19 protein-coding genes are annotated in these 20,744 nt (G+C 39.6%); 11 read left to right on the top strand and 8 right to left on the bottom strand.

Translation table 11 applies throughout. From position 1 onward, the window contains the following. The first annotated feature begins 62 nt into the window (after window positions 1-62). Window positions 63-977: a hypothetical protein gene (locus V7783_RS08020; RefSeq protein ID WP_335678270.1), complete on the top strand. Its 915-nt coding sequence runs from the start codon at window positions 63-65 to the stop codon at window positions 975-977. Here V7783_RS08020 and V7783_RS08025 read toward each other — a convergent pair whose 3' ends face one another. Beyond that, window positions 978-2,003, bottom strand: coding sequence for a GGDEF domain-containing protein (locus tag V7783_RS08025; RefSeq protein ID WP_335678271.1), 1,026 nt, complete (start codon window positions 2,001-2,003; stop codon window positions 978-980). A 136-nt stretch (window positions 2,004-2,139) separates the two neighbouring features. Continuing rightward, on the bottom strand, window positions 2,140-2,568 hold the full coding sequence (locus tag V7783_RS08030; protein ID WP_335678272.1) for an Lrp/AsnC family transcriptional regulator: 429 nt from the start codon (window positions 2,566-2,568) through the stop codon (window positions 2,140-2,142). 205 nt (window positions 2,569-2,773) lie between these two features. On the opposite strand from V7783_RS08030, the gene V7783_RS08035 reads away from it, so the two are divergent. From V7783_RS08035 to V7783_RS08055, 5 genes are all read left to right on the top strand, one after another. Beyond that, on the top strand, window positions 2,774-3,979 hold the full coding sequence (locus V7783_RS08035) for an aspartate aminotransferase family protein (RefSeq protein ID WP_335678273.1): 1,206 nt from the start codon (window positions 2,774-2,776) through the stop codon (window positions 3,977-3,979). A gap of 48 nt (window positions 3,980-4,027) precedes the next feature. Next, entirely contained in the window at window positions 4,028-5,062 is a 1,035-nt protein-coding gene (gene astA, locus V7783_RS08040) for an arginine N-succinyltransferase (RefSeq protein ID WP_335678274.1), read from the top strand. Between the two features lie 20 nt (window positions 5,063-5,082). After that, window positions 5,083-6,555, top strand: a complete 1,473-nt coding sequence (astD, locus tag V7783_RS08045; protein ID WP_335678275.1) for a succinylglutamate-semialdehyde dehydrogenase — start codon at window positions 5,083-5,085, stop codon at window positions 6,553-6,555. 44 nt (window positions 6,556-6,599) lie between these two features. Then, complete coding sequence (locus V7783_RS08050) at window positions 6,600-7,403, top strand: DUF1338 domain-containing protein (RefSeq protein WP_335678277.1); 804 nt, start codon at window positions 6,600-6,602, stop codon at window positions 7,401-7,403. Between the two features lie 99 nt (window positions 7,404-7,502). After that, complete coding sequence (locus tag V7783_RS08055; RefSeq protein ID WP_335678278.1) at window positions 7,503-8,330, top strand: transporter substrate-binding domain-containing protein; 828 nt, start codon at window positions 7,503-7,505, stop codon at window positions 8,328-8,330. A 114-nt stretch (window positions 8,331-8,444) separates the two neighbouring features. Here the strand turns inward: V7783_RS08055 and V7783_RS08060 are convergent, their stop codons facing one another. Then, window positions 8,445-9,725 carry a flavohemoglobin expression-modulating QEGLA motif protein gene (locus V7783_RS08060; RefSeq protein ID WP_335678279.1) on the bottom strand — a complete coding sequence of 427 codons (1,281 nt, stop codon included), beginning with the start codon at window positions 9,723-9,725 and terminating at the stop codon, window positions 8,445-8,447. Between the two features lie 63 nt (window positions 9,726-9,788). Further along, on the bottom strand, window positions 9,789-10,688 hold the full coding sequence (locus V7783_RS08065; protein ID WP_335678280.1) for a redoxin family protein: 900 nt from the start codon (window positions 10,686-10,688) through the stop codon (window positions 9,789-9,791). Between the two features lie 163 nt (window positions 10,689-10,851). Between V7783_RS08065 and V7783_RS08070 the strand changes: the two genes are divergently transcribed. From V7783_RS08070 to V7783_RS08085, 4 genes are all read left to right on the top strand, one after another. Further along, entirely contained in the window at window positions 10,852-11,109 is a 258-nt protein-coding gene (locus tag V7783_RS08070; RefSeq protein WP_335678281.1) for a DUF3081 domain-containing protein, read from the top strand. A gap of 2 nt (window positions 11,110-11,111) precedes the next feature. Further along, on the top strand, window positions 11,112-11,417 hold the full coding sequence (locus V7783_RS08075; RefSeq protein ID WP_335678282.1) for a hypothetical protein: 306 nt from the start codon (window positions 11,112-11,114) through the stop codon (window positions 11,415-11,417). A 96-nt stretch (window positions 11,418-11,513) separates the two neighbouring features. Further along, window positions 11,514-13,112: an AbgT family transporter gene (locus V7783_RS08080; RefSeq protein WP_335678283.1), complete on the top strand. Its 1,599-nt coding sequence runs from the start codon at window positions 11,514-11,516 to the stop codon at window positions 13,110-13,112. Window positions 13,113-13,218: 106 nt separating this feature from the next. After that, window positions 13,219-14,190: a Solitary outer membrane autotransporter beta-barrel domain gene (locus V7783_RS08085; protein WP_335678284.1), complete on the top strand. Its 972-nt coding sequence runs from the start codon at window positions 13,219-13,221 to the stop codon at window positions 14,188-14,190. 85 nt (window positions 14,191-14,275) lie between these two features. Here V7783_RS08085 and V7783_RS08090 read toward each other — a convergent pair whose 3' ends face one another. The 3 genes from V7783_RS08090 to fdxA form a co-directional block, all read right to left on the bottom strand. Continuing rightward, complete coding sequence (locus V7783_RS08090) at window positions 14,276-14,785, bottom strand: Sbal_3080 family lipoprotein (protein WP_064665029.1); 510 nt, start codon at window positions 14,783-14,785, stop codon at window positions 14,276-14,278. Window positions 14,786-14,847: 62 nt separating this feature from the next. Further along, window positions 14,848-17,094: a DUF5916 domain-containing protein gene (locus V7783_RS08095; protein WP_335678285.1), complete on the bottom strand. Its 2,247-nt coding sequence runs from the start codon at window positions 17,092-17,094 to the stop codon at window positions 14,848-14,850. A 128-nt stretch (window positions 17,095-17,222) separates the two neighbouring features. After that, a complete protein-coding gene (gene fdxA / locus V7783_RS08100) occupies window positions 17,223-17,546 on the bottom strand; it encodes a ferredoxin FdxA (protein ID WP_335678286.1) in 324 nt (107 codons plus the stop codon). 166 nt (window positions 17,547-17,712) lie between these two features. Between fdxA and V7783_RS08105 the strand changes: the two genes are divergently transcribed. Next, on the top strand, window positions 17,713-19,323 hold the full coding sequence (locus V7783_RS08105; protein WP_335678287.1) for an NAD(P)/FAD-dependent oxidoreductase: 1,611 nt from the start codon (window positions 17,713-17,715) through the stop codon (window positions 19,321-19,323). A 63-nt stretch (window positions 19,324-19,386) separates the two neighbouring features. Here the strand turns inward: V7783_RS08105 and V7783_RS08110 are convergent, their stop codons facing one another. Continuing rightward, a complete protein-coding gene (locus tag V7783_RS08110; protein ID WP_335678288.1) occupies window positions 19,387-20,688 on the bottom strand; it encodes a DEAD/DEAH box helicase in 1,302 nt (433 codons plus the stop codon). Window positions 20,689-20,744: the final 56 nt, after the last annotated feature.

The raw sequence follows: 20,744 nt of genomic DNA on the forward strand, positions 1-20,744 counted from the left end.
TAGAAATTACATTCAAAATAGATAATAATACTCAGTAACTTAGTATCAAACCTTAGCGTTCCATGCTCAAAAAAAGCCTTTATTCTCTTATCACAGTGGCAGTATTAGCTGCCGTGATCATAATCAGTATGTCTATTTATACCCTGTATAGTAAAAAACAAATCAGCGTTGATCCTAAGTTAAAGGAAATATCAGGCATTGAATTTGATAAACTCAACCGACTTTGGGCTATCAACGATGGCGGAGATGATCCTAAACTCTACCGCCTCAACGAGGACGGTTCGATTGCCAAAGAAGTGCTAGTGACAAATGCTAAAAATATTGACTGGGAGGATATGACGCAAAACGATTTTGGTCACTTTTTTTTGGGGGATTTTGGTAATAATAAACAAGAACGCAAATGGCTGACTATTTACAAAATCGAGAACCCCATTGATATCAAAGGAGATACTACCGAAGCTGAAATCATTAAATTCACCTACCCAGAACTTGATGGCAATCCTGTAGCACCAGACAAACGAAATTTTGATCTTGAAGCGTTTGTCGCGTTTGGCCGCCACTTATACCTATTTACAAAGAATCGTACTGAGCCGTTTGATGGTATTACTAATGTTTATAAAGTAGGTGATCATGCCGCTAATTTCGATGCTGAGTTAATCGATTCATTTAAAACCTGTACCACTATGGAGAAGCTGTGCTGGATCACCTCAGCCGCATTAAGCCCAAATCGTACTAAGCTAGTTCTACTTGATTCCACCAGTATTTGGCTTTTTGAAAACTTCAGCGGGGATAAGTTTTTCTCTGGTGATGTATCGATAATAGACCTTGGTATTGTCACACAAAAAGAAGCGATCACCTTCTATGATGAAAATACCCTGATCTTTACTGATGAGGAGTTCAAGGGTATTGGCGGCAACGCATACGTTATCAAGCTGGATGAAGCCACAAAAAAAGTAATTAAAAAAGCACCACTGTAATTAAAACAAATCAATATCTGATTGCAATTGTTGTGCTTCAATCAAATTTTTACTGATCAAATCATCATAAAAACGCAATTGATCACGGCCATTTTGCTTAGCGTAATAAAGCGCTCTATCGGCATTTTCTATAACTGAAATAGGAAACTCATATAGACTTATCCGCGATAGCCCGATACTCACAGTAAGTTGCTTAATGAATGGAAATTTAGTTTTTCTAGTATGCTCTAAGAAACCATTAAGCTTAGCTTCTATGGATTCAAAATCAGTCTGTTCAAATACCAATACAAACTCTTCCCCGCCAAAACGAAAAATTAAATCAGTAGAGCGGAAAAAGCCTTTCATCTGCTGAGCTAGTACTAATAACACTTCATCACCACAAACATGACCATACTGATCATTTACCATTTTAAAGTGATCGATATCGACGATTGCCAGCCACGATGTTGCACCAGCTTGACGACTCCTATGCTTATCATTTTTATTCGTTTTATGTTGTTTAACGAGCTGTTTTTCTAATAATAGCTTTAACTTTTTATCAAACGTTTGACGATTTAAAAGCCCGGTTAATTTATCCGTTTCGTTTTCATGCAAAATAGATAAGTAATTTTCGAAGATCCGACAAAATGCATTTAATAGCACCTGTTCTTCACTTTTTAACTCATTGGAAATAATTGCAATAGCGCCAACAGACCTATCTTGCAAGCAAATAGGTAACCATCTGTGTTCTTTATGATTGTCTGCTTTAACCGTAATTATGCATGTTGATCGCAAACATGAAATAAGTTCTGCACTAGGGTTTTCAATTATAGTTTTATCAAGCCAAATAAACTCTTTAGCTCCCTTAAACTGTAATGACGCACTGCGCTCAACTCTAAGCTCCCCCTCTATTGCTAAATCTTTATAAATTGTAATTTCTGAGCACGCTATAAACTCTTGAATTGTAGAAATAATCGTATATTCAAGCGAATCGACGTCTCTGTTTTTGGTAAGCTTTATAATAGAATTTAATAAATTAACTTGCATGAATCCTCGAAATTTACCGCTTAGTGAAGCTAGGTTTATAACACACAGAATTAATCCTAAGATAAATACTAGTGTAGTCTAATAAAACAATTAATTTTAAATTGCTAGAATTATTTTAATCGCTAACCCATTAGTACTAGCGATTAAACTTTGTTTCTAAAATAACCGAAGACGTGGTTCGCTCTACGCCATCAAGGTTGCCTATATCATCAAGCAAGTGACTGAGCTTTTCTAAATTCTGCGCTTGGACGACTGCAATAAGATCAAATTCTCCGCTGATAGCATATAGTTGTGAAATAGCATCTATTTGCTTAAGTTCTAAATTAGTTTTAGTCGTCAGTTTTTGTTTTACCTTTATGGATACGTGTGCAGACACCATCGCATTTAAATAGGCTTCTCCGTAATCAACACTGTATCCTTTGATAACGCCTGATTCTTCTAGTTTTAGCATGCGGCTTTGTACTGTTGAGCGCGACAAGTTAAGTAGTCGTGCAAGGTCAGAAATACTCGCCCTAGCGTTTGTACGTAGTATAGAAAGTAGCTTCTCATCTTGTGGAGTTATCATATTGGTTATTACCTTCACTATTTTGCTTTTTATTTTAATCATTTTTCACAAAATAGCACTGCAAATTTAAACTTCGAACCAAGATAATACCAGTAGCAGATAATAAAAATTATTAAATCAATCTATTGCGGGTTAATAACGGCTTAATTAACCCCTTTTATGCAATATCACTTTTTTCACTATAAGCCAGATTTAGGTGTAACAAATGCAAGTAACAAGAGAATTATTCAACGACGTAATGGTGCCAAACTATAATCCTTCTGAGGTGATCCCAGTTCGCGGTCAAGGCTCTCGTGTATGGGATCAAAACGATAAAGAGTATATCGACTTTGCCGGCGGGATTGCAGTTAACTGTTTAGGCCATTGTCACCCTGCACTTGTGGCCGCACTCAAAGAACAAGGTGAAAAAATTTGGCATCTATCGAATGTCATGACTAATGAGCCTGCACTACGCTTAGCGAAAAAAATGACTGATGCCACTTTTGCCGATAAAGTCTACTTTGCCAACTCTGGCGCAGAAGCAAACGAAGCTGCACTTAAACTAGCTCGTCGGTTTGCACTCGATGTTCATGGTGAAGATAAAACTCAAATCATCGCTTTCAATAAAGGCTTTCATGGTCGTACATTCTTTACGGTAACAGTAGGCGGACAAGCAGCTTACTCTGATGGTTTTGGCCCTAAACCTGCTGCAATTGACCACTGTGACTATAATGACTTAGCGGCATTTGAAAAACTAATTAGTGATAAAACGTGTGCTGTGATGATGGAGCCACTGCAAGGTGAAGGCGGCATCATCTCGCCAAACAATGAATTTATGCAAGGTGTGCGCGCATTATGTGACAAACACAATGCATTATTAATTTTTGATGAAGTACAAACTGGCGTTGGTCGTACTGGTGCTTTATATGCATACCAAGATTTAGACGTAACACCTGATATTTTAACCACAGCCAAAGCACTTGGTGGCGGTTTCCCTATTGGTGCGATGATCACCACTACGGAGATCGCGCAGCATCTTAAAGTTGGTACACATGGTTCGACCTACGGCGGCAACCCACTGGCATGTGCGGTAGCAGAAGCTGCCTTTGATACTGTAAATACCGCAGATGTACTAACGGGTGTTAAACATCGCGAGCAACTTATCCGTGATGGTTTGAATGCCATTAACGCGCAATATGACGTGTTTAGCGAAGTACGAGGTAAAGGTCTATTATTAGGTGCAGTACTTAACAGCAAATTTGAAGGACGCGCGCGCGACTTTTTAGTTGCCAGCACCAAGCACGGCTTAATGAGCTTAGTTGCAGGAACCAATGTTGTTCGTTTTACACCTTCATTAGTGATCCCAATTGAAGACATTAAAGAAGGCTTAGCACGCTTTGAAAAAGCGGTTGCGGATGTTGTAAACGGTTAATCTAATTTAGCGCCCTTGCTTTGCTGGGCGCTAGTGGAGCACTCTTAAATGCACGTATTACGTCCTATTACTGCCAGTGATTTTGATGCACTCAAGCAAATAGCTATTGAATCAGGCCATGGCTTTACTTCATTACCTGTCAATGATGCTTTATTACTTGAGAAAATTGACCGCGCTGAACGTAGTTTTGCAAAAAACATCAATCAACCGCAAGATGAAAGCTACTTATTTGTACTAGAAGATAGTGAAACCGGTGAAGTGGTTGGCACAACCGCTATTGAAGCTGCTGTTGGCCTTAATGTTCCTTTGTATCATTATCACCTTGGTAAAACCGTTCATCATTCGCGCACGTTAAACGTGTATAACACAGTTGATATATTAAGTATGTGTAATGATTACACTGGCTGTTCTGAAATATGCACTTTGTTTTTACGTGAAAATAGCCGCAAAGGGCTGGCTGGGCGCTTTTTATCACGCTCACGGTTTTTATTTATGGCTCAACACAGTGAGCGTTTTGCCGATACCATCATCGCTGAAATGCGTGGTGTGAGTGACGAGAAAGGTCACTCGCCTTTTTGGCAATGGTTAGAAGAACACTTTTTTAGTATCGAATTTCCACAAGCTGATCACCTTGTCGGATTAGGCGATAAAGTGTTTATTAGTGAATTGATGCCAAAATACCCAATTTACGCCAATTTATTAAGTAAAAAAGCGCAAGCCGTGATTGGCAAAGTTCATGAAAAAACTAAACCAGCACTCAAGCTACTTGAAAAAGAAGGCTTTGAGCACCGTGGCTACGTTGATTTATTTGATGCAGGGCCAACGGTTGAGGCCAAACTCGGCAACATTCGTAGTGTTCGAGAGTCACTAGTATGCCCTATTTCTATTGGTGAACTCGATTATGTTGATGAACAAAGTTCAGATACCTTGGCGATATGTAACCAAGGCGTCAGCGATTTTAGAGCCACGTTTACTAAGCACGCACATTACAATCATGCCAAGCATACTTTGATAATCAGCCAAGATGTCGCACGCGCACTTAAATTAAAACAAGGCGATGCAGCACGATTCTTTCGTCTGTGATCTTGTAAAGGAATCATCTTATGAGTACCACAACTCAACTTATTAATAACCAATGGCAAAGCGGCCTTGGTCACAGTTTTACGTCAGTTAACCCAAGTAATGGTGAAACCATTTGGCAAGGTAAAACAGCCAGTAAAGAGCAAGTGAATGAGGCTATTACTGCAGCGCGTAAAGCGCAATTTAATTGGGCACAAACGCCGATTAGCGATCGCATAATTGTGCTGGAAAACTTTGTTGCTCAGTTAAAAGAGCACAGCGAAGAGTTTGCGAGTATTATCGCACGTGAAACCGGGAAACCACTGTGGGAAACGCGCACTGAAGTGGGTGCAATGACCGGTAAAGTGGCTATTTCAATTAAAGCCCATAATGAACGCACCGGCATCACTGAAAACCCGATGCCGGGTGCCAAAGCGTTTATTCGCCATAAGCCTCATGGTGTTGTCGCAATATTTGGCCCTTATAACTTCCCGGGGCATCTACCAAACGGTCACATAGTACCTGCAATATTAGCGGGTAATACCGTGGTATTTAAACCCTCTGAACTAACGCCACATGTTGCGCAGTTTACCCTTGAATTATGGCTAAAAGCAGGTTTACCTGCCGGTGTGATCAACCTCATTCAAGGTGAAGTTGAAACGGGCATTGCGCTTGCCAGCCACCAAGATATTGATGGCTTATTTTTTACTGGCAGCTCAAATACAGGTCACTTGCTGCACAAGCAATTTGCAGGGCATCCAGGAAAAATTCTCGCGCTTGAAATGGGCGGCAATAATCCGCTTATTATCAAAGATGTCGCCGATATTAACGCAGCAGTACACGATATTATTCAATCAGGCTTTATTACCTCAGGGCAACGTTGCACCTGTGCCCGCCGCGTATTTATTGAAAACACCGCCAATGGTGATGCCATTTTAGAGAAACTTATCAACGTCACAAAAAATATTGAAGTTGCTGATAGCTTTGCTCAAGAGCAACCATTTATGGGAGCAATGATCAGTGAAAAAGCAGCGCTTGGTATGGTTAGCGCACAACAGCAACTACTCGATATAGGGGCTAAATCACTGGTTGAGCTAAAACACTTAAAATCTGGCACTGGCTTTGTAAGCCCAGGGATCATAGATGTAAGCAATGTTACAAACATGCCGGATGAAGAGCACTTTGGACCACTCATTAAAGTTTATCGTTACACTGAATTTGACAGTGCTATTGATGAGGCAAACAACACCTCGTTTGGTTTATCTGCTGGTCTGTTAAGCGACTCAAATGATGATTACCAACACTTTTTAAAGCGTATTCGTGCTGGTATTGTTAATTGGAACCGCCCTATCACTGGTGCATCAAGCGCAGCTCCATTTGGCGGCATTGGTGCCAGTGGGAATCACAGGGCAAGCGCCTATTATGCTGCTGATTACTGCTCATACCCTGTGGCCTCTGTTGAAGCAGACAAAGTAAACTTACCTGATACCCTAGCGCCGGGCTTAATCATTAAATAATGACTAAATGGCAACACCATTTAAACCAAATTAAGGAATTAAAAATGCACACAGATGTAAATGCCCTATTTGACAACCTATGGCAAAATTATTTATCCGTTACGCCTTCGGCGGTTAAGGTTCACGACCTACTTGGGTCAACGCAAAAAGATGATGTGATTAATGATCATATCGCATTAAGAACATTTAACCATGAACACATTGGCCTTGAAAAACTTGCAGCGCACTTTTTAGCCGTTGGCTACAAAGAATGTGGTGAATATCACTTTGAAGCTAAAAAGTTGTATGCAAAACATTATGAGCACCCTGATACCACACAACCAAAAGTATTTATCTCAGAACTTTTAGTTGAGCAATGCTCACCAGAGCTACAAGCCATCGTCAATGATATGGTTGCCAATATTGATGCAACAGCGGTAACCGCTGATGACTTTTTATATTCAGGCACTCACTGGCAAGTCAGTACTGAAACATATAAAAAGTTGCTTGCAGAAAGTGAATATGCGGCTTGGATGTCAGCATGGGGTTACCGTGCTAATCACTTTACCGTAAGCATTAATGAACTGGCAAAGTTTGATAATATCGAAGCGGTAAACCAAGCTCTAAAAGATGCTGGTTTTGCGCTTAATACCTCAGGTGGTGAAGTTAAAGGGTCTCCAGAAGTTTTACTTGAGCAATCATCAACCCTTGCTGATGATTTTGCCGTGGAATTCAGCGATGGCAAAATGAGTGTACCAAGTTGTTTTTATGAATTCGCACTTCGTTATAATAAGCCAGACGGTGAACTCTATACTGGCTTTGTGGCGGCATCAGCTGATAAAATATTTGAAAGTACCAACGCTCGTTAACAACGAACCAGATACTAAAATAACGAAAAGCCCGAAAGGGCTTTTTTAAAGACAATATAAATGTTTCCTGCTATTTTAATACTGATAGGAGAAACTTTTATGAAAACTCTATTACTTATTTTTTTAATGCTACTCCCAAACTTTACTTTTGCACTGCCAACAGTAAAGCTTATATCCTATGATTATTTTTTACACGAAGGAGAAAAGTCAATTAATGATGAGCAATATATAAACACGTTTATAAAGGAGCTCAGCAATCAATTTAAGGTTGAACAATACAACACAAATGCAGCTCGTATGTTAAAAGAGCTATCAAATCAATCGCAAGCCTGTAGCTTCAATATATTAAAAACAGCGCAGCGTGAAAAACAGTTTATTTTCTCAGATATTCCATCATCTATGTTTTTACAGCGAAGATTATTTGGCCTTAAAGAAACAATACAAAATTTTCCCGAAAAGGTTTCCATCTCAAAACTACTTGCGAATAACTACACATTTGCAGTCATTACCTCAACAAGTTATCAAGAATTAGATAGCACCTTGATGATGTACCAGCATCAGACCGCACCTATTATTGGCGCAGATAGTTTTTCTCGCCTTGCAAAGTTGCTATTGCATAAGCGTGTTGATTTTATTATTGACTATGATATGAGTGTTAACCACTTCTTAACCGACGAACAATACTCATCTTTAGAGAGCCGACAAATTATAGAGTACCCAGAGTTTAATAGTGGTTACTTTGCCTGTAATAATAGCCAAGAGGGTATTGAGTTTATTAGCCAAATAAATACCTTAATGCAAAGTGACACAATACGTAATTCAATCAAACAGTATCATTCTGCCGATTTTGGCCCTGAGATTGCCCATCAAATTATGGCAATCTATAATGCGAAGTATTGGCATAATAACACTAACAATCGCGATTAATTGAACACTAACAATATAAAGCAATGGTAGTTTTTTCATCAACTGAATAATGGCGTATATATATTCTTAAGTGCTACAACCTTACTTTTTATCGCGTCAACAATAGAATAACCGCTATAAAAATAGCGGTTTATAATCATTCTCTAATTGTTCAAAAGACAGGTTACCAATAAAGCGGCCAAAGCTAAGCCAGGTTGCTAAACCGCGAAGATCTTTAAAGTGTGGTGGCACAAACTTAGGATCTTCAATTACGCCTAAATCATGTAACTGAGAAATGAGCCTAAAGTCATCGATTGAGATTTTACCCACTAGCAACAGTGGTAGTTGATCTATACGACCAAGTTGAATAGCAACACGAATTAAATTGTAAACCAACACAAAGCCTTTGATATAAGCAATGTCTTTGGTAAACGGTAAACCTGTAGCTGTACTGCCACGAAAAACCCGTTGCGCTAGCGTATAGCTTTCGTCTTTACTCAACCCTTGTGCTACATAATCTCGGTAAATATCGACAAACTCAGCGCCGTCTATGACTTTAGTTACCGCTTGAATACGATTAACCAATTTTGATAAACGCCGTGGGGTTGATTTAAGGGTGATGATTTCAGTCAATACCGCAAGGCCTTCTTGGGTGACCGTTGAACTTGGCGTGCCTTTACTTAAACAGGTTAAATAAGGTTGCGCTAAACCATTTTGCGTAGTACCAACATGGATCCAGCCTTCATGGACTTCTAGAATATCAAGTTCGCGTTGCGAAAATTTAACATCTTGATTTAGCTTAATATTGTTTGCACCAGCCGCGGCATCGCTGACTATACCGTCACTGATGATCACCTCAACATCAATACCAGGCATACTGGCGCTTACTTGCTCAGCAAGAATTTTAACCGCAGCATCGGCATCAATATTTTTTGGATCATCCGGTAAAATATCCGCAGCAAGCAGGTTCTTAAGTGGTAGTTCGAGCATATTCGCAAGCTCTGACAACGATGGCTCACCCGCATGAAAAAGATCTTTCGGGTGACCAAACAATTCCACCGATAAATCATGAAACTCCGCAGTGCCACGGTATTCAAGCATATTGAGGACTGTTTTATATTCAGCACACATTTTACTCATATACTGCGTGATTGGGTTAAGTTGCCCGAGCTGGCTAATAATATTGCGATTTAAATCAGAGAACGCTTGGCGTAACTCACTAGGTACAAACCCTAGATCACGTTGTTGATAATAGGCTTTGTCGACCAAAGGGTTCTTTTGGCATTTTTGTCTAAAAAACTCTTCTTTTATACTTTTGTCCCAATTAATCGCATCTAAAATACGAATCGGGGTTTGTAGGGCGATTAATCTATCTGATAATTCGCGAGTTTTAAGTAATAACGCCTTATCTATCATGCTCTAAGCTCACTAATGAATGAGTCTAGAGCATAGGCTAGATTTGCGCGTTTTCAAAGCAAATTATGGTGTGTTTTGTAGATTTATTGGACTTGAAAAATTAGTAATTCTATTTATGATTTTGCCATCTTTATAAATCAATAATGTTGGCACTTTGTTAATCTCATTATCGATAAATAAATCATTACCGTAGTCAATTGTTAGAGGATGAATCACATTAAACTTTTCTTTGTATTCAGTTACAGCGGCTTGATCTGTCCATAGTTGGCTAATTCTTGCTTCACTATTTATCCCTTGTTTAGCTAAAGAGTTCATTTGCTTTTGCGCTGCAACACAATTCTTTGCCATGTTCGGCCGCGTATCCGCTAAATACCAATCACACCAGGTTGCTGTATACAGCACCGCTTTAAAACCTTGGGCAGGAATATCTAACGCAATAGCTAGTTGCTTATTGGTTTCATCTAACAAGCGAGTTTGTTCAACCACACCATCATGAGATAATAACCGCAATGTATTATCCAGTGCTTTATCTGCTTCGTGTCCTTGAAAGATTACTTTACCTGTTTTATCCAGCAATACATGAAAAGGTGTACCAATAAACTGATAATGCTGAGCAACTTTACCTGTGTCATCAGTCATTATTGGCATGGTTAAATTAAAGCGCTTTTTTACCGCGGCAACAGCACCGGGGTCATCATTGAGATCAATATTGATTGCTATCGTATCAATAGTATCGCCATATTGTTCGTAAGCATGTTGGAAATGCGGCATCTGCTGCATACAAGGTTTGCACCAGGTCGCCCAAAACTTCAAGTAAACGGGTTTCTTACCGACAATGTTTTTCAGCTCAAATAACTCACCTTGTTGATCCTTTAAAACCAAGTTACTTTCACTTGCAAACACGTTTTGATAGCTTATAAAACATAAAACCAACAATAGCAGCGTAGTATAATTAAATTTCATCGTTGTTATCCCTAAAATAAATACACTTTAGCATGTTGGCTAAATACACTGATTGTAATTTTGCGACATAGCAAAGTATTTCAGGCATTTATTATCACATACTATAAACTTAATACGACTTAGTTTCGTATTATAGATTGATAAACGTAATATTGGAGTAATTATGAAAAATGACATTGAAACAAAAGAGATTTTGTCAGTTTACGAGCATATTATTCAACACGGTGAACCATGTGAAGATGGCAAACACTATCAAGGGGTAACTGCATTTTCAGATATTGATGGCTATACCATTTATCTCAAAGGTAGCGGCGTGCAATTACGATTCGGTTTTCATAATACTTACCATCTCGATTATGAACATGACAAACACAAAGATGATTTCCTTAAAAAGTTAGAAAATATACTTAATGAAGTGTAAACATGAGTTTTAACAGTTCACGTCGTCACCGCTCATCAGCTTGTCATAACAAGCATACAGATTTTATAAATAACGTGGTTTCATCATTACGTACTGATCCATCTAAACTCGATATTATTAAGAATAATCTTGACGAGTATCGTAAGCAGCGATTCCTTAAAAGAGGTTTTTTAACGGCAATTGAGCGATTCGACTGGGTGTTTGAGGCCTCAGAAGACATTGAATTTATATGTCAGCAAATACTTGCGGATGATTTTATTGGGCAGCGGTTACGTCGCTACCCATTATTGTTTAAAGGTATAATTTAGAATTAGTCGTACCTATACAGCAAACCACCGTTTATTGATGATACTCAGGCTTAAAAATGATAGATTGCGGAAATTTATTATTTTGAGAGCCTTGTAATGTCAAAAGCCGTCGACAACGCCAACTCAACAAACGAAGCAAAACCATCGGGATTATTTAACCGATTTTTAGCATCCGTTGAGTTTTTGGGGAATATGTTACCCCACCCTATTACGTTATTTGCACTATTTTGTGTAGCCATCATTCTATTCAGTGGTATTGCTGATTGGTTTGGCTTAAGTGCGATTGATCCTCGCCCAATTGGCTCTGCAGGTCGAGAGGCTGATGGAGTAATTGAGGTCGTCAGCTTATTAAGTGCTGAAGGGCTACAACGCATAGTCACAGGTCTTGTTACCAACTTTACTAACTTTGCCCCTTTAGGCACGGTACTTGTTGCACTGTTAGGTGTAAGCGTTGCTGAACACTCAGGGCTTCTTTCTGCAGCAATGCGTGGCATGGTGATGGGCGCATCAAAACGTTTAGTGACATTTATGGTGGTATTTGCTGCTATTTTATCTAATACCGCATCTGAGCTTGGTTATGTGGTACTTATTCCCCTTGCAGCGATGATATTTCATAGTCTAGGTCGCCACCCTCTAGCAGGTTTAGCAGCAGCCTTTGCTGGTGTTTCAGGTGGCTACAGTGCCAACTTATTACTTGGTACAATCGATCCGCTTCTTGCTGGTATCACCACCCCTGCCGCGCAAATGATTGATCCTACTTATCAAGTAGGCGCAGAAGCTAACTGGTATTTTATGATGATATCGGTATTGTTAATCGCCGTATTAGGCACTTGGGTTACTGAGAAAATTGTCGAGCCACGATTAGGCAAATATAACCCAGATGAGGCCAGCGCCGATCTAGCAGAAAATAATATTGAAGGCCTCACAGACAAAGAAAAGTCAGGCCTAAAATGGGCAGGTGTATCATTATTGTTAGTCTCACTTTTACTGGCTTGGACCATTGTGCCTGCGGATGGAATTTTACGTCACCCTGAGACCGGCTTATTTGCCCACTCCCCGTTTTCTAAAGGGATCGTGGTGTTTATTTTCATCACTTTTGGTATCCCAGGTTTTGTCTATGGTCGAATTGTCGGTACTATGAAAAACGATAAAGATGTGATCAACGCCATGAGTAAAAGTATGAGCTCGATGGGCATGTACATTGTATTGGTATTTTTTGCCGCACAGTTTGTAGCATTTTTTAAGTGGACAAACCTAGGCACTATTTTAGCGATTAACGGCGCAGCAATGCTGCAAGCATTAAGCCTAACAGGCCCAGAAGTATTTGTTTTATTTATATTAATGTGCGCGTTCGTGAATTTAAGTTTAGGGTCATCATCTGCACAGTGGGCGATCACAGCCCCTATTTTTGTACCAATGTTAATGCTCATTGGCTATGCACCAGAAACCATTCAAGCGGCTTATCGTATTGGTGATTCAGTTACTAACTTGATCACCCCAATGATGAGCTATTTTGGCTTGATCCTCGCGGTAGCAACAAAATACAAAAAAGACATGGGTATAGGCACGTTAGTAGCCACCATGCTGCCTTATAGTATGATATTTTTTGTCGGCTGGGTGGCACTATTCTATCTTTGGGTATTTGTGTTTGGCTTACCTGTCGGTCCAGGCTCGCCAACTTATTACACCCCATAACTGAGTCACTATTTAATGCCAGCATTTGCTGGCATTTTTAGTTTAGTGGGTTGTTTTTCTAAATATAAAATCTACACTCAAGGCTGTTAAACTGAACGAATATACTATGCCCCGCTATACATTTTATCTATTACTATTTAGCACTGTATTCATACCATGGCAGCTTTATGCCAATGCCACTAAGCAACTCGAATCCGCATTTGCAACGTCATTAGTTTTTACCGATGGTGACAGCATTACTTTAGGCTACGGAAATTTTGATCCTAATAAGTTTATTAGTCCACACCACAATGTAGCAAATGAAGTTGATTCTCTTGGTTTACGCAACCAACTCAGTGTATACGCTATTCCATTTGACTGGGCCTTAGCTAAACCCGTTTTAGGCTATCAAACTAAGCTAGTCACCCAAGTCAGTTATCTACACCAAAAACAAAGTGTACGTACCTTTGCTGACACATTACCCGATCTCAACTCTGAAACCATGCAAAGTGCCAAAATTGGCATTAGTTTTGAAAAACCCATTAGCTCAAAATGGTTTTATCAAGCTAGTTTTAATAGCCACTACATGCATTATCAAAATGACTATGCATATTTAAGTGAGCAAAGTGAACGGCTGTTAAAACCACTTGTAGAGGGAATTTATACCAATGTGCAAAGTAACGCGGTAATTTTTAACCCGAATATATCGTTAATCTATCGCTTGCCCCGCGATTGGGGCTACTATGAATACAAACTCAACGTTAATTATTATTATGGCTGGGCACTGTCCCAACCTCAGCAATTAAATTCGGTCAATCCAGAAAGCTGGCAAACCCAAAATGGCATAAAAGCCACCTTTAATATGTTTAAGTTTTATGACTTCCAGCAATCATTTTATGTCAAAGCACAACGTATTGATTTAGGTGCGGATAGTCAAAAACCGCTTGGTACAGACCATTTTTATGAATATGGTTTTGGCGTATTATGGGATGTAACGAGCTGGACCGATTGGTTCGAGAACTTTGGCATAGGCATAAATATTAATAATGGCAGCAAGTTAGATGGTGGCAGCATCGTATTTTATTTTAATGAGCTTTAATAAACCGACTTCAATTAATACTTTACAACTCAGAGAAAAAAAGCCCCCGCTATAAAGCAGGGGCTACATTTAAACTCACAACTAATTAGATAGCAGTTTTTGTTTTATCATTTGCTGCTTTTTGCTCTTCAACTTGAATAAACATTGCATCTACAAGTTCGATAATTTTTTCTTTTGCGTCAATAAACTTATCTAAGCCTGCGCCAGCACGATAACTTGCCTGTGCAATCGTATCTGCTTGCTCAACATCTTTAACCCAGATATTTGCATATGACATATAAAGCGCGAGATCCCAATGCCAGTTCGCTACATAAAATGCCACTGCATTACAGCCTTGTGCATCTACGGGCTCAAAATCAGTTTGATATGCTTGATGCTTCATTACATAGTTTGCAGTAATAACTTTTGTTTCTACATTATGCTTTGCAAAACCTTCTTGTAACGCAGTAACAACGCCCTCTTTTACTTGCTTGTGCTCTGCTATACACACTGTTTTAGGTCGCTCAGCTTCAAAACGGCTAACATCTTGTTTTGCAGCACAGCCAGCTAATGTTGCTACAGCAATAGCTGCTGCGGTAAGTTTAAGTAGTTTCATTTTTATATTTCCAGTTTTTATTATTTAGGTGTTCGTTATTAAAATTTTGCTATTAGATATTGTTACAACTGCCACGCATAACTGAGTTTGGTGAAGAAAGTTCGCTGATCACGCTCTAAACTCTTCAATGAATCGTCTTGGTAGCCTTTATCTGAATAGCCTAAGTAAAACAAGGTTTGTGCATTGATTTTATAGGAATAAACCAGCTGACTACCGTAATCTCGGTTGATGCTATTAACATTGGCATAGTAAGCGTTTTGATTACGGTCGATATCTTCAAACTGTAAAATCAGTTTCAGCATAGAGCGCATGTTGAATTTATAGTAAACACGTAAATCAGTCAGATTCGCAGTAAAAACATTATCACCTTGTGGGTTATTTAAACGACTGTAACTATGCTCTAACTGTACTTGCCAGTGATCATTTATATCCCACGTCAGCTCTGGCTCTATGGTAAATAAATCACCTAACTGCTCATTGCTGTAATCAATTTTACTGCCAAATTCACTATATAGTGTGACTCGCAGATCCTTAGTTGGGCTAAAACCACCATAAATAAAACCAATATTTTGATTGTAAAAATCATCATTATAGTTTTCATTGCGATGGATCAAACCAAACTCTAAAGATGACTGTAATTGCCCTTTTAAAAAGATATAACCTTCATATTCTTCCTCAAGCAAGCTGCCATCTTGTGCCCAGGTTTTATCCCAATCCAGATTATAAGAATATTCGGTTATCATCTCACTGGCATCTAAGTACCAGGTTTGCCCACCGCCTAATAACGCTTTTTTGTAATCGACTTTTGCTTGATAGCCAACGTCTGTGCGGTAATCTTCTCCAATGTCTTCATAACTGGCAAATAGCTTATAATCACGTTTCTCGCGGGAAAATTCGAGCTTATACGCCTGATCTGACTGATTTTTCTCTAAACCATAATTATCAGTTAAAAAAGCGGAGTTTTTAGTGTCTGAAGTTGCAACTTGGTACAACACACTATCGGTTTGATTAAACCAATAACTACCATCAACAGACAATACTGTATTGTGATAATCATTTGCTTCACGATGGGTGCTCATCACCCCTATTGTACCTTGATCACCAATATCATATTGATAACGACCAATGGAAGATTTTGATTTTTCGGCTAAATTAGCAAAGCCAGAGCCTTGGTTGGTCGGCAATAAAATACTGGTGTTTTCATCATCAGCATACAAAAACGCATAACTATGTGCATCTGTTTTACCGGTTATCTTAGCTCCTACGTCAGGCTCAGCAATTGTACGGGTATAAAGCAGTTCAAATAGACTACTTTTAAAATATGACGCTCCATCTAAAAAGAATGGCCGCTTCTCAGCGTATTGGATAGAAAAAGTAGTATTTACATCCAACTCTAAACTATCAGTCTCAACTTGTGAAAAATCGGGATTAATCGTGGCATTAATAACCGCATCCTGACTTATACCCCAACGTAAATCGAGTCCAGCTTCGGTATCAATATCACCATTTTGCCAATCACCAGGTACTGTATTTTTCGTATCATGACGAAGTGCTGTCAAGGTTGGTGTTAATTGAATATTTTTACTCGGCTCCATGGCAATAAAGCCGGTTACTTTATCAAATTGGCAAAAGCTGCATTTCACATCACGATCAAAACCCACATTAGACAACTGATAAAGTACCTCACGCGGGTAATTACGCCACAGCGCAAATCCCCATGTCATATCAGCCTTATTTTTAGGAAAGCGCAGGGCTGTGAACGGAATACGCATTTCAACCACATAACCTTGTTCGGTTATTTGCCCTGCACTGTCCCAAATCGCATCCCACGATGGGTCTTCACTCCAACCGTCGGTATCTGTCATGCGCATATCACCTTGCGCACCCAGCGGGTTTACGTAAAATTCATAACCGGTTCGCTCATCATTAAAGGTATCGATCATGAGCGCTACGTTATCATCACTCCATAAAGAATCACGGTCGCGAAGTGCGGCACGAATTTGACTCGGATCATTATCATAAGCAACAAGGCCAACATATAAATAGTTGCCATCTTCGTAGATATAAGCATCCGTTTTTACCGGTGGCACGCCTTTTTCATTAGGTTCATTTTGATAACGCAAAGGCACCAACGTGGCTTGTTGCCAGTGAGGTTCATTCAGCTGACCATCAAGATCAATACCTTGATCAATATGCGCTAAACTAAACTTTTGTTTTTCAGATGCTTGACTCACTCCACTTAAAAGCGCAACAAACGACAACAAAAAGAGAATAGTACGTGGTTTTATTATTGATTTTATATACTGCATAAACATCCGTTTAAATTTCAATTACTCTTAATGAGTAAATAAGCTCACGAATTGTAATTCACGCAGGTACATTTGTTAATAGCTTGAAGCAAAAAATATAATAATTATAAAAATATAAGGGGAAAGTCTTAGGTTTCGATTAACTTTAGCTTATCAGACACACCATTCCATGTATCCGCATCTTCTGGGGCAGGCTTTACTTCAGTAATTCTTGGCCAAACTAGCGCTAGTTCCGCATTCAGCTCGGTAAATTCTTTTTGCGAGTCAGGTAATTCATCTTCTTGATAAATTGCTTCTGCTGGGCATTCAGGAACACATAAACCACAGTCAATACAATCAATCGGGCTGATAGCTAAAAAATTAGGGCCCTCGTAAAACGCATCTGCTGGGCACACTGCTACACAGTCTGTGTATTTACACTTTATACAGTTTTCAGTGACTACAAATGCCATTTTAACGTTTGCCTAACATAACTTAAATTACAGCGAGGGATCATACCCAACCCCAGCCAAAATACAATAAATAATCGCTGCCATCACAGCTTAAATTAACGTAAAATGCCTGCAATTGTGAGCATATCGCATCAGCGACTGCTAAGACACCTAACAGAGATTAAATATGATACGTTTAACAGAAATAAAGCTACCTCTTGATCATGGCGAACAAGCCATTGAACACGCCATTATCACCAAGCTCGGCATTGATAAGAGCCAACTCAACAGCTTTAATGTCTTTAAACGTGGTTACGATGCCCGTAAAAAAACTGCCATTTTACTTATTTATACCCTCGATATTGAAGTTGATAATGAAGCCCAGCTACTAACTCAATTAGCAAAAGATCAACATGTAAAACCAGCCCCTGATACTAGCTATAAATTTGTTGCTGAAGCCCCTGCAACGATACAAGAACGCCCAGTGGTAATAGGCTTTGGCCCTTGCGGGCTGTTTGCTGGTTTAATACTGGCGCAAATGGGCTTTAAGCCAATTATTCTAGAACGCGGTAAAGAAGTACGTGAGCGCACCAAAGACACCTTTGGCTTTTGGCGTAAACGCACACTCAATACTGAGTCAAATGTACAGTTTGGTGAAGGCGGTGCGGGAACGTTCTCTGATGGTAAACTTTATAGCCAAGTTAAAGATCCAAAGCATTACGGCCGTAAAGTGATCACTGAGTTTGTTGCCGCAGGTGCACCAGAAGAAATTATGTATGTCAGCAAGCCACACATTGGTACTTTTAAGCTGGTTACTATGATTGAAAAAATGCGTGCAAGTATTGAAGCTCTCGGTGGTGAAATCCGTTTTAGCACTCGCGTTGATGATATTTTACTTGATGATGGTCAAGTCACTGGCTTAAAGCTGTCAACGGGTGAACAACTTAATACCCAGCATGTGGTCCTTGCGGTTGGTCACAGTGCCCGCGATACCTTTAAAATGGTGTACGACAAAGGTATTTACGTGGAAGCCAAGCCATTCTCTGTTGGCTTTAGAATCGAACATAAACAATCTATGATCGATGAATGCCGTTTTGGTGATAATGCTGGCAACCCTATCCTTGGCTCTGCAGATTACAAACTTGTTCACCATTGTGACAGTGGCCGTACTGTTTACAGCTTCTGTATGTGCCCTGGCGGTACAGTGGTTGCAGCAACCTCTGAAGAGGGTCGCGTAGTTACTAATGGCATGAGTCAATATTCTCGCAGCGAACGCAATGCTAACAGCGCCATTGTTGTGGGCATTTCTCCTGAAGAAGATTTCCCAGGCCACCCATTAGCTGGTATTGATCTGCAGCGAAGACTAGAAGAGCAAGCTTTTGAATTAGGCGGTAGTAATTACGATGCCCCAGCTCAGCTCATTGGTGACTTCTTAAAAGGTAAAGATTCTAGTGATTTAGGCGATGTAAAGCCTTCTTATACGCCAGGTATCAAACTCACAGATCTAGCCAATGTGTTACCTAAATATGCAATTGATGCCATTCGCGAGGCAATTCCGGCATTTAATAAGCAAATTCGTGGTTTTTCGTCAAACGATGGGTTATTAACCGGCGTTGAAACCCGCACTTCATCACCAATTTGTATTAAACGTGATAAGAGCATGCAAAGTATTAATACTCTAGGTTTATACCCTGCAGGTGAAGGCGCGGGTTACGCTGGCGGTATTTTATCCGCTGGTATTGATGGCATAAAAGCGGCTGAAGCATTAGCACTGTCTATGCTTGAGAAACACAGCTAAAAATTAGAACCAAAAAAAAGCCTGAGTAATTCAGGCTTTTTTTTGCTTTAAAATAACTAAAAGTTATTTCTTAAGCGTTAATTTTTCACCCTTAAGTGACTTACGTACACCTGAGATACGCGCACGGTTTTTAGCTCGCGCTTCACCCGTTGCTTGACCTGATGGTTTATTTGAATGGCTACGGCGTAAATGCGACGGTTTTTTACCAATTTTATCAATCAATACTTCACGGTTACTTACTTCATAACCTGGTAAATATTCACGCTGAATTTTTTGACCTATTAAGGTTTCAATTTCAAACAACATGTTTTCTTCTTCGCGACTAACAAATGAAATTGCTTGGCCTTGTTTACCGGCACGACCTGTACGACCTATGCGGTGTACATAATCTTCAGCAAGCCATGGTAAATCAATGTTGATAACACGTGGTAAATCATCAATATCGATGCCGCGTGCAGCAACTTCTGTCGCTACTAGTACACGTACTTTACCTGCTTTAAAATCACTTAATGCACGACGACGATTACCTTGAGTTTTATCGCCATGGCACACTGCCGCTGGAATACCATCAAGGTTTAATTCTTTAACTAGCTCATCAGCGGTTTCTTTCATGTTGACGAACACTAACACTTGCTGCCAGTTTTTCTTACCAACAAGTTCTGATAACAACTCTTGCTTACGGCGCTCTTCAACAGGATATACCACATGGTGAACAGTCGTAGCAGTACTGTTGGTTTGATCAACTTTGACTATTTCAGCGTGTTTTAATACTTTGCTAGCAAACTGTTTAATTGCTGCTGGGAAAGTCGCTGAGAACAATAATATTTGACGATCTTCTGCACAGCCATTTATCACCGTTTGCATATCCGTGATAAAGCCCATATCTAGCATACGGTCAGCTTCATCAAGTACTAAGTGCTGTACATTGGCAAGACTCAAATTCCCTAAGCGAATATGATCAAGTAAACGCCCTGGCGTTGCGACAACAATGTCTACGCCGGCTTTTAAACCATTTGCTTGCCCTGCGGTATTTACACCACCAAATAAGCTCACGATTTTAAGGTTAGTGTATTTAGCAAAATCAGTGAAATTATTGGCTATTTGCTCAGCCAGCTCACGCGTTGGTGCAAGTACTAATGCACGAGGAGCATTACTTTTATTGTATTCAACTTCAGATAATTTTTGAATAATAGGCAACGCGAAGGCAGCTGTTTTACCTGTGCCGGTTTGGGCACTGGCTAAAACGTCTTTTCCTTTACGCACTGCTGGAATGGCATTACGTTGAATGGGCGTAAGGGTGTGATAGTTAAGTTCATCTAACGCCTGAAGAAGTTCAGGGGCAAAACTAAAAGATTTAAAATTCATGCTGTATAACCTGCGGCCACATTATCAAGGGTCGCAAATTATACAGCAATTTCAGG

This window comes from Pseudoalteromonas sp. (genome assembly GCF_036960685.1).
Lineage (GTDB): Bacteria > Pseudomonadota > Gammaproteobacteria > Enterobacterales > Alteromonadaceae > Pseudoalteromonas.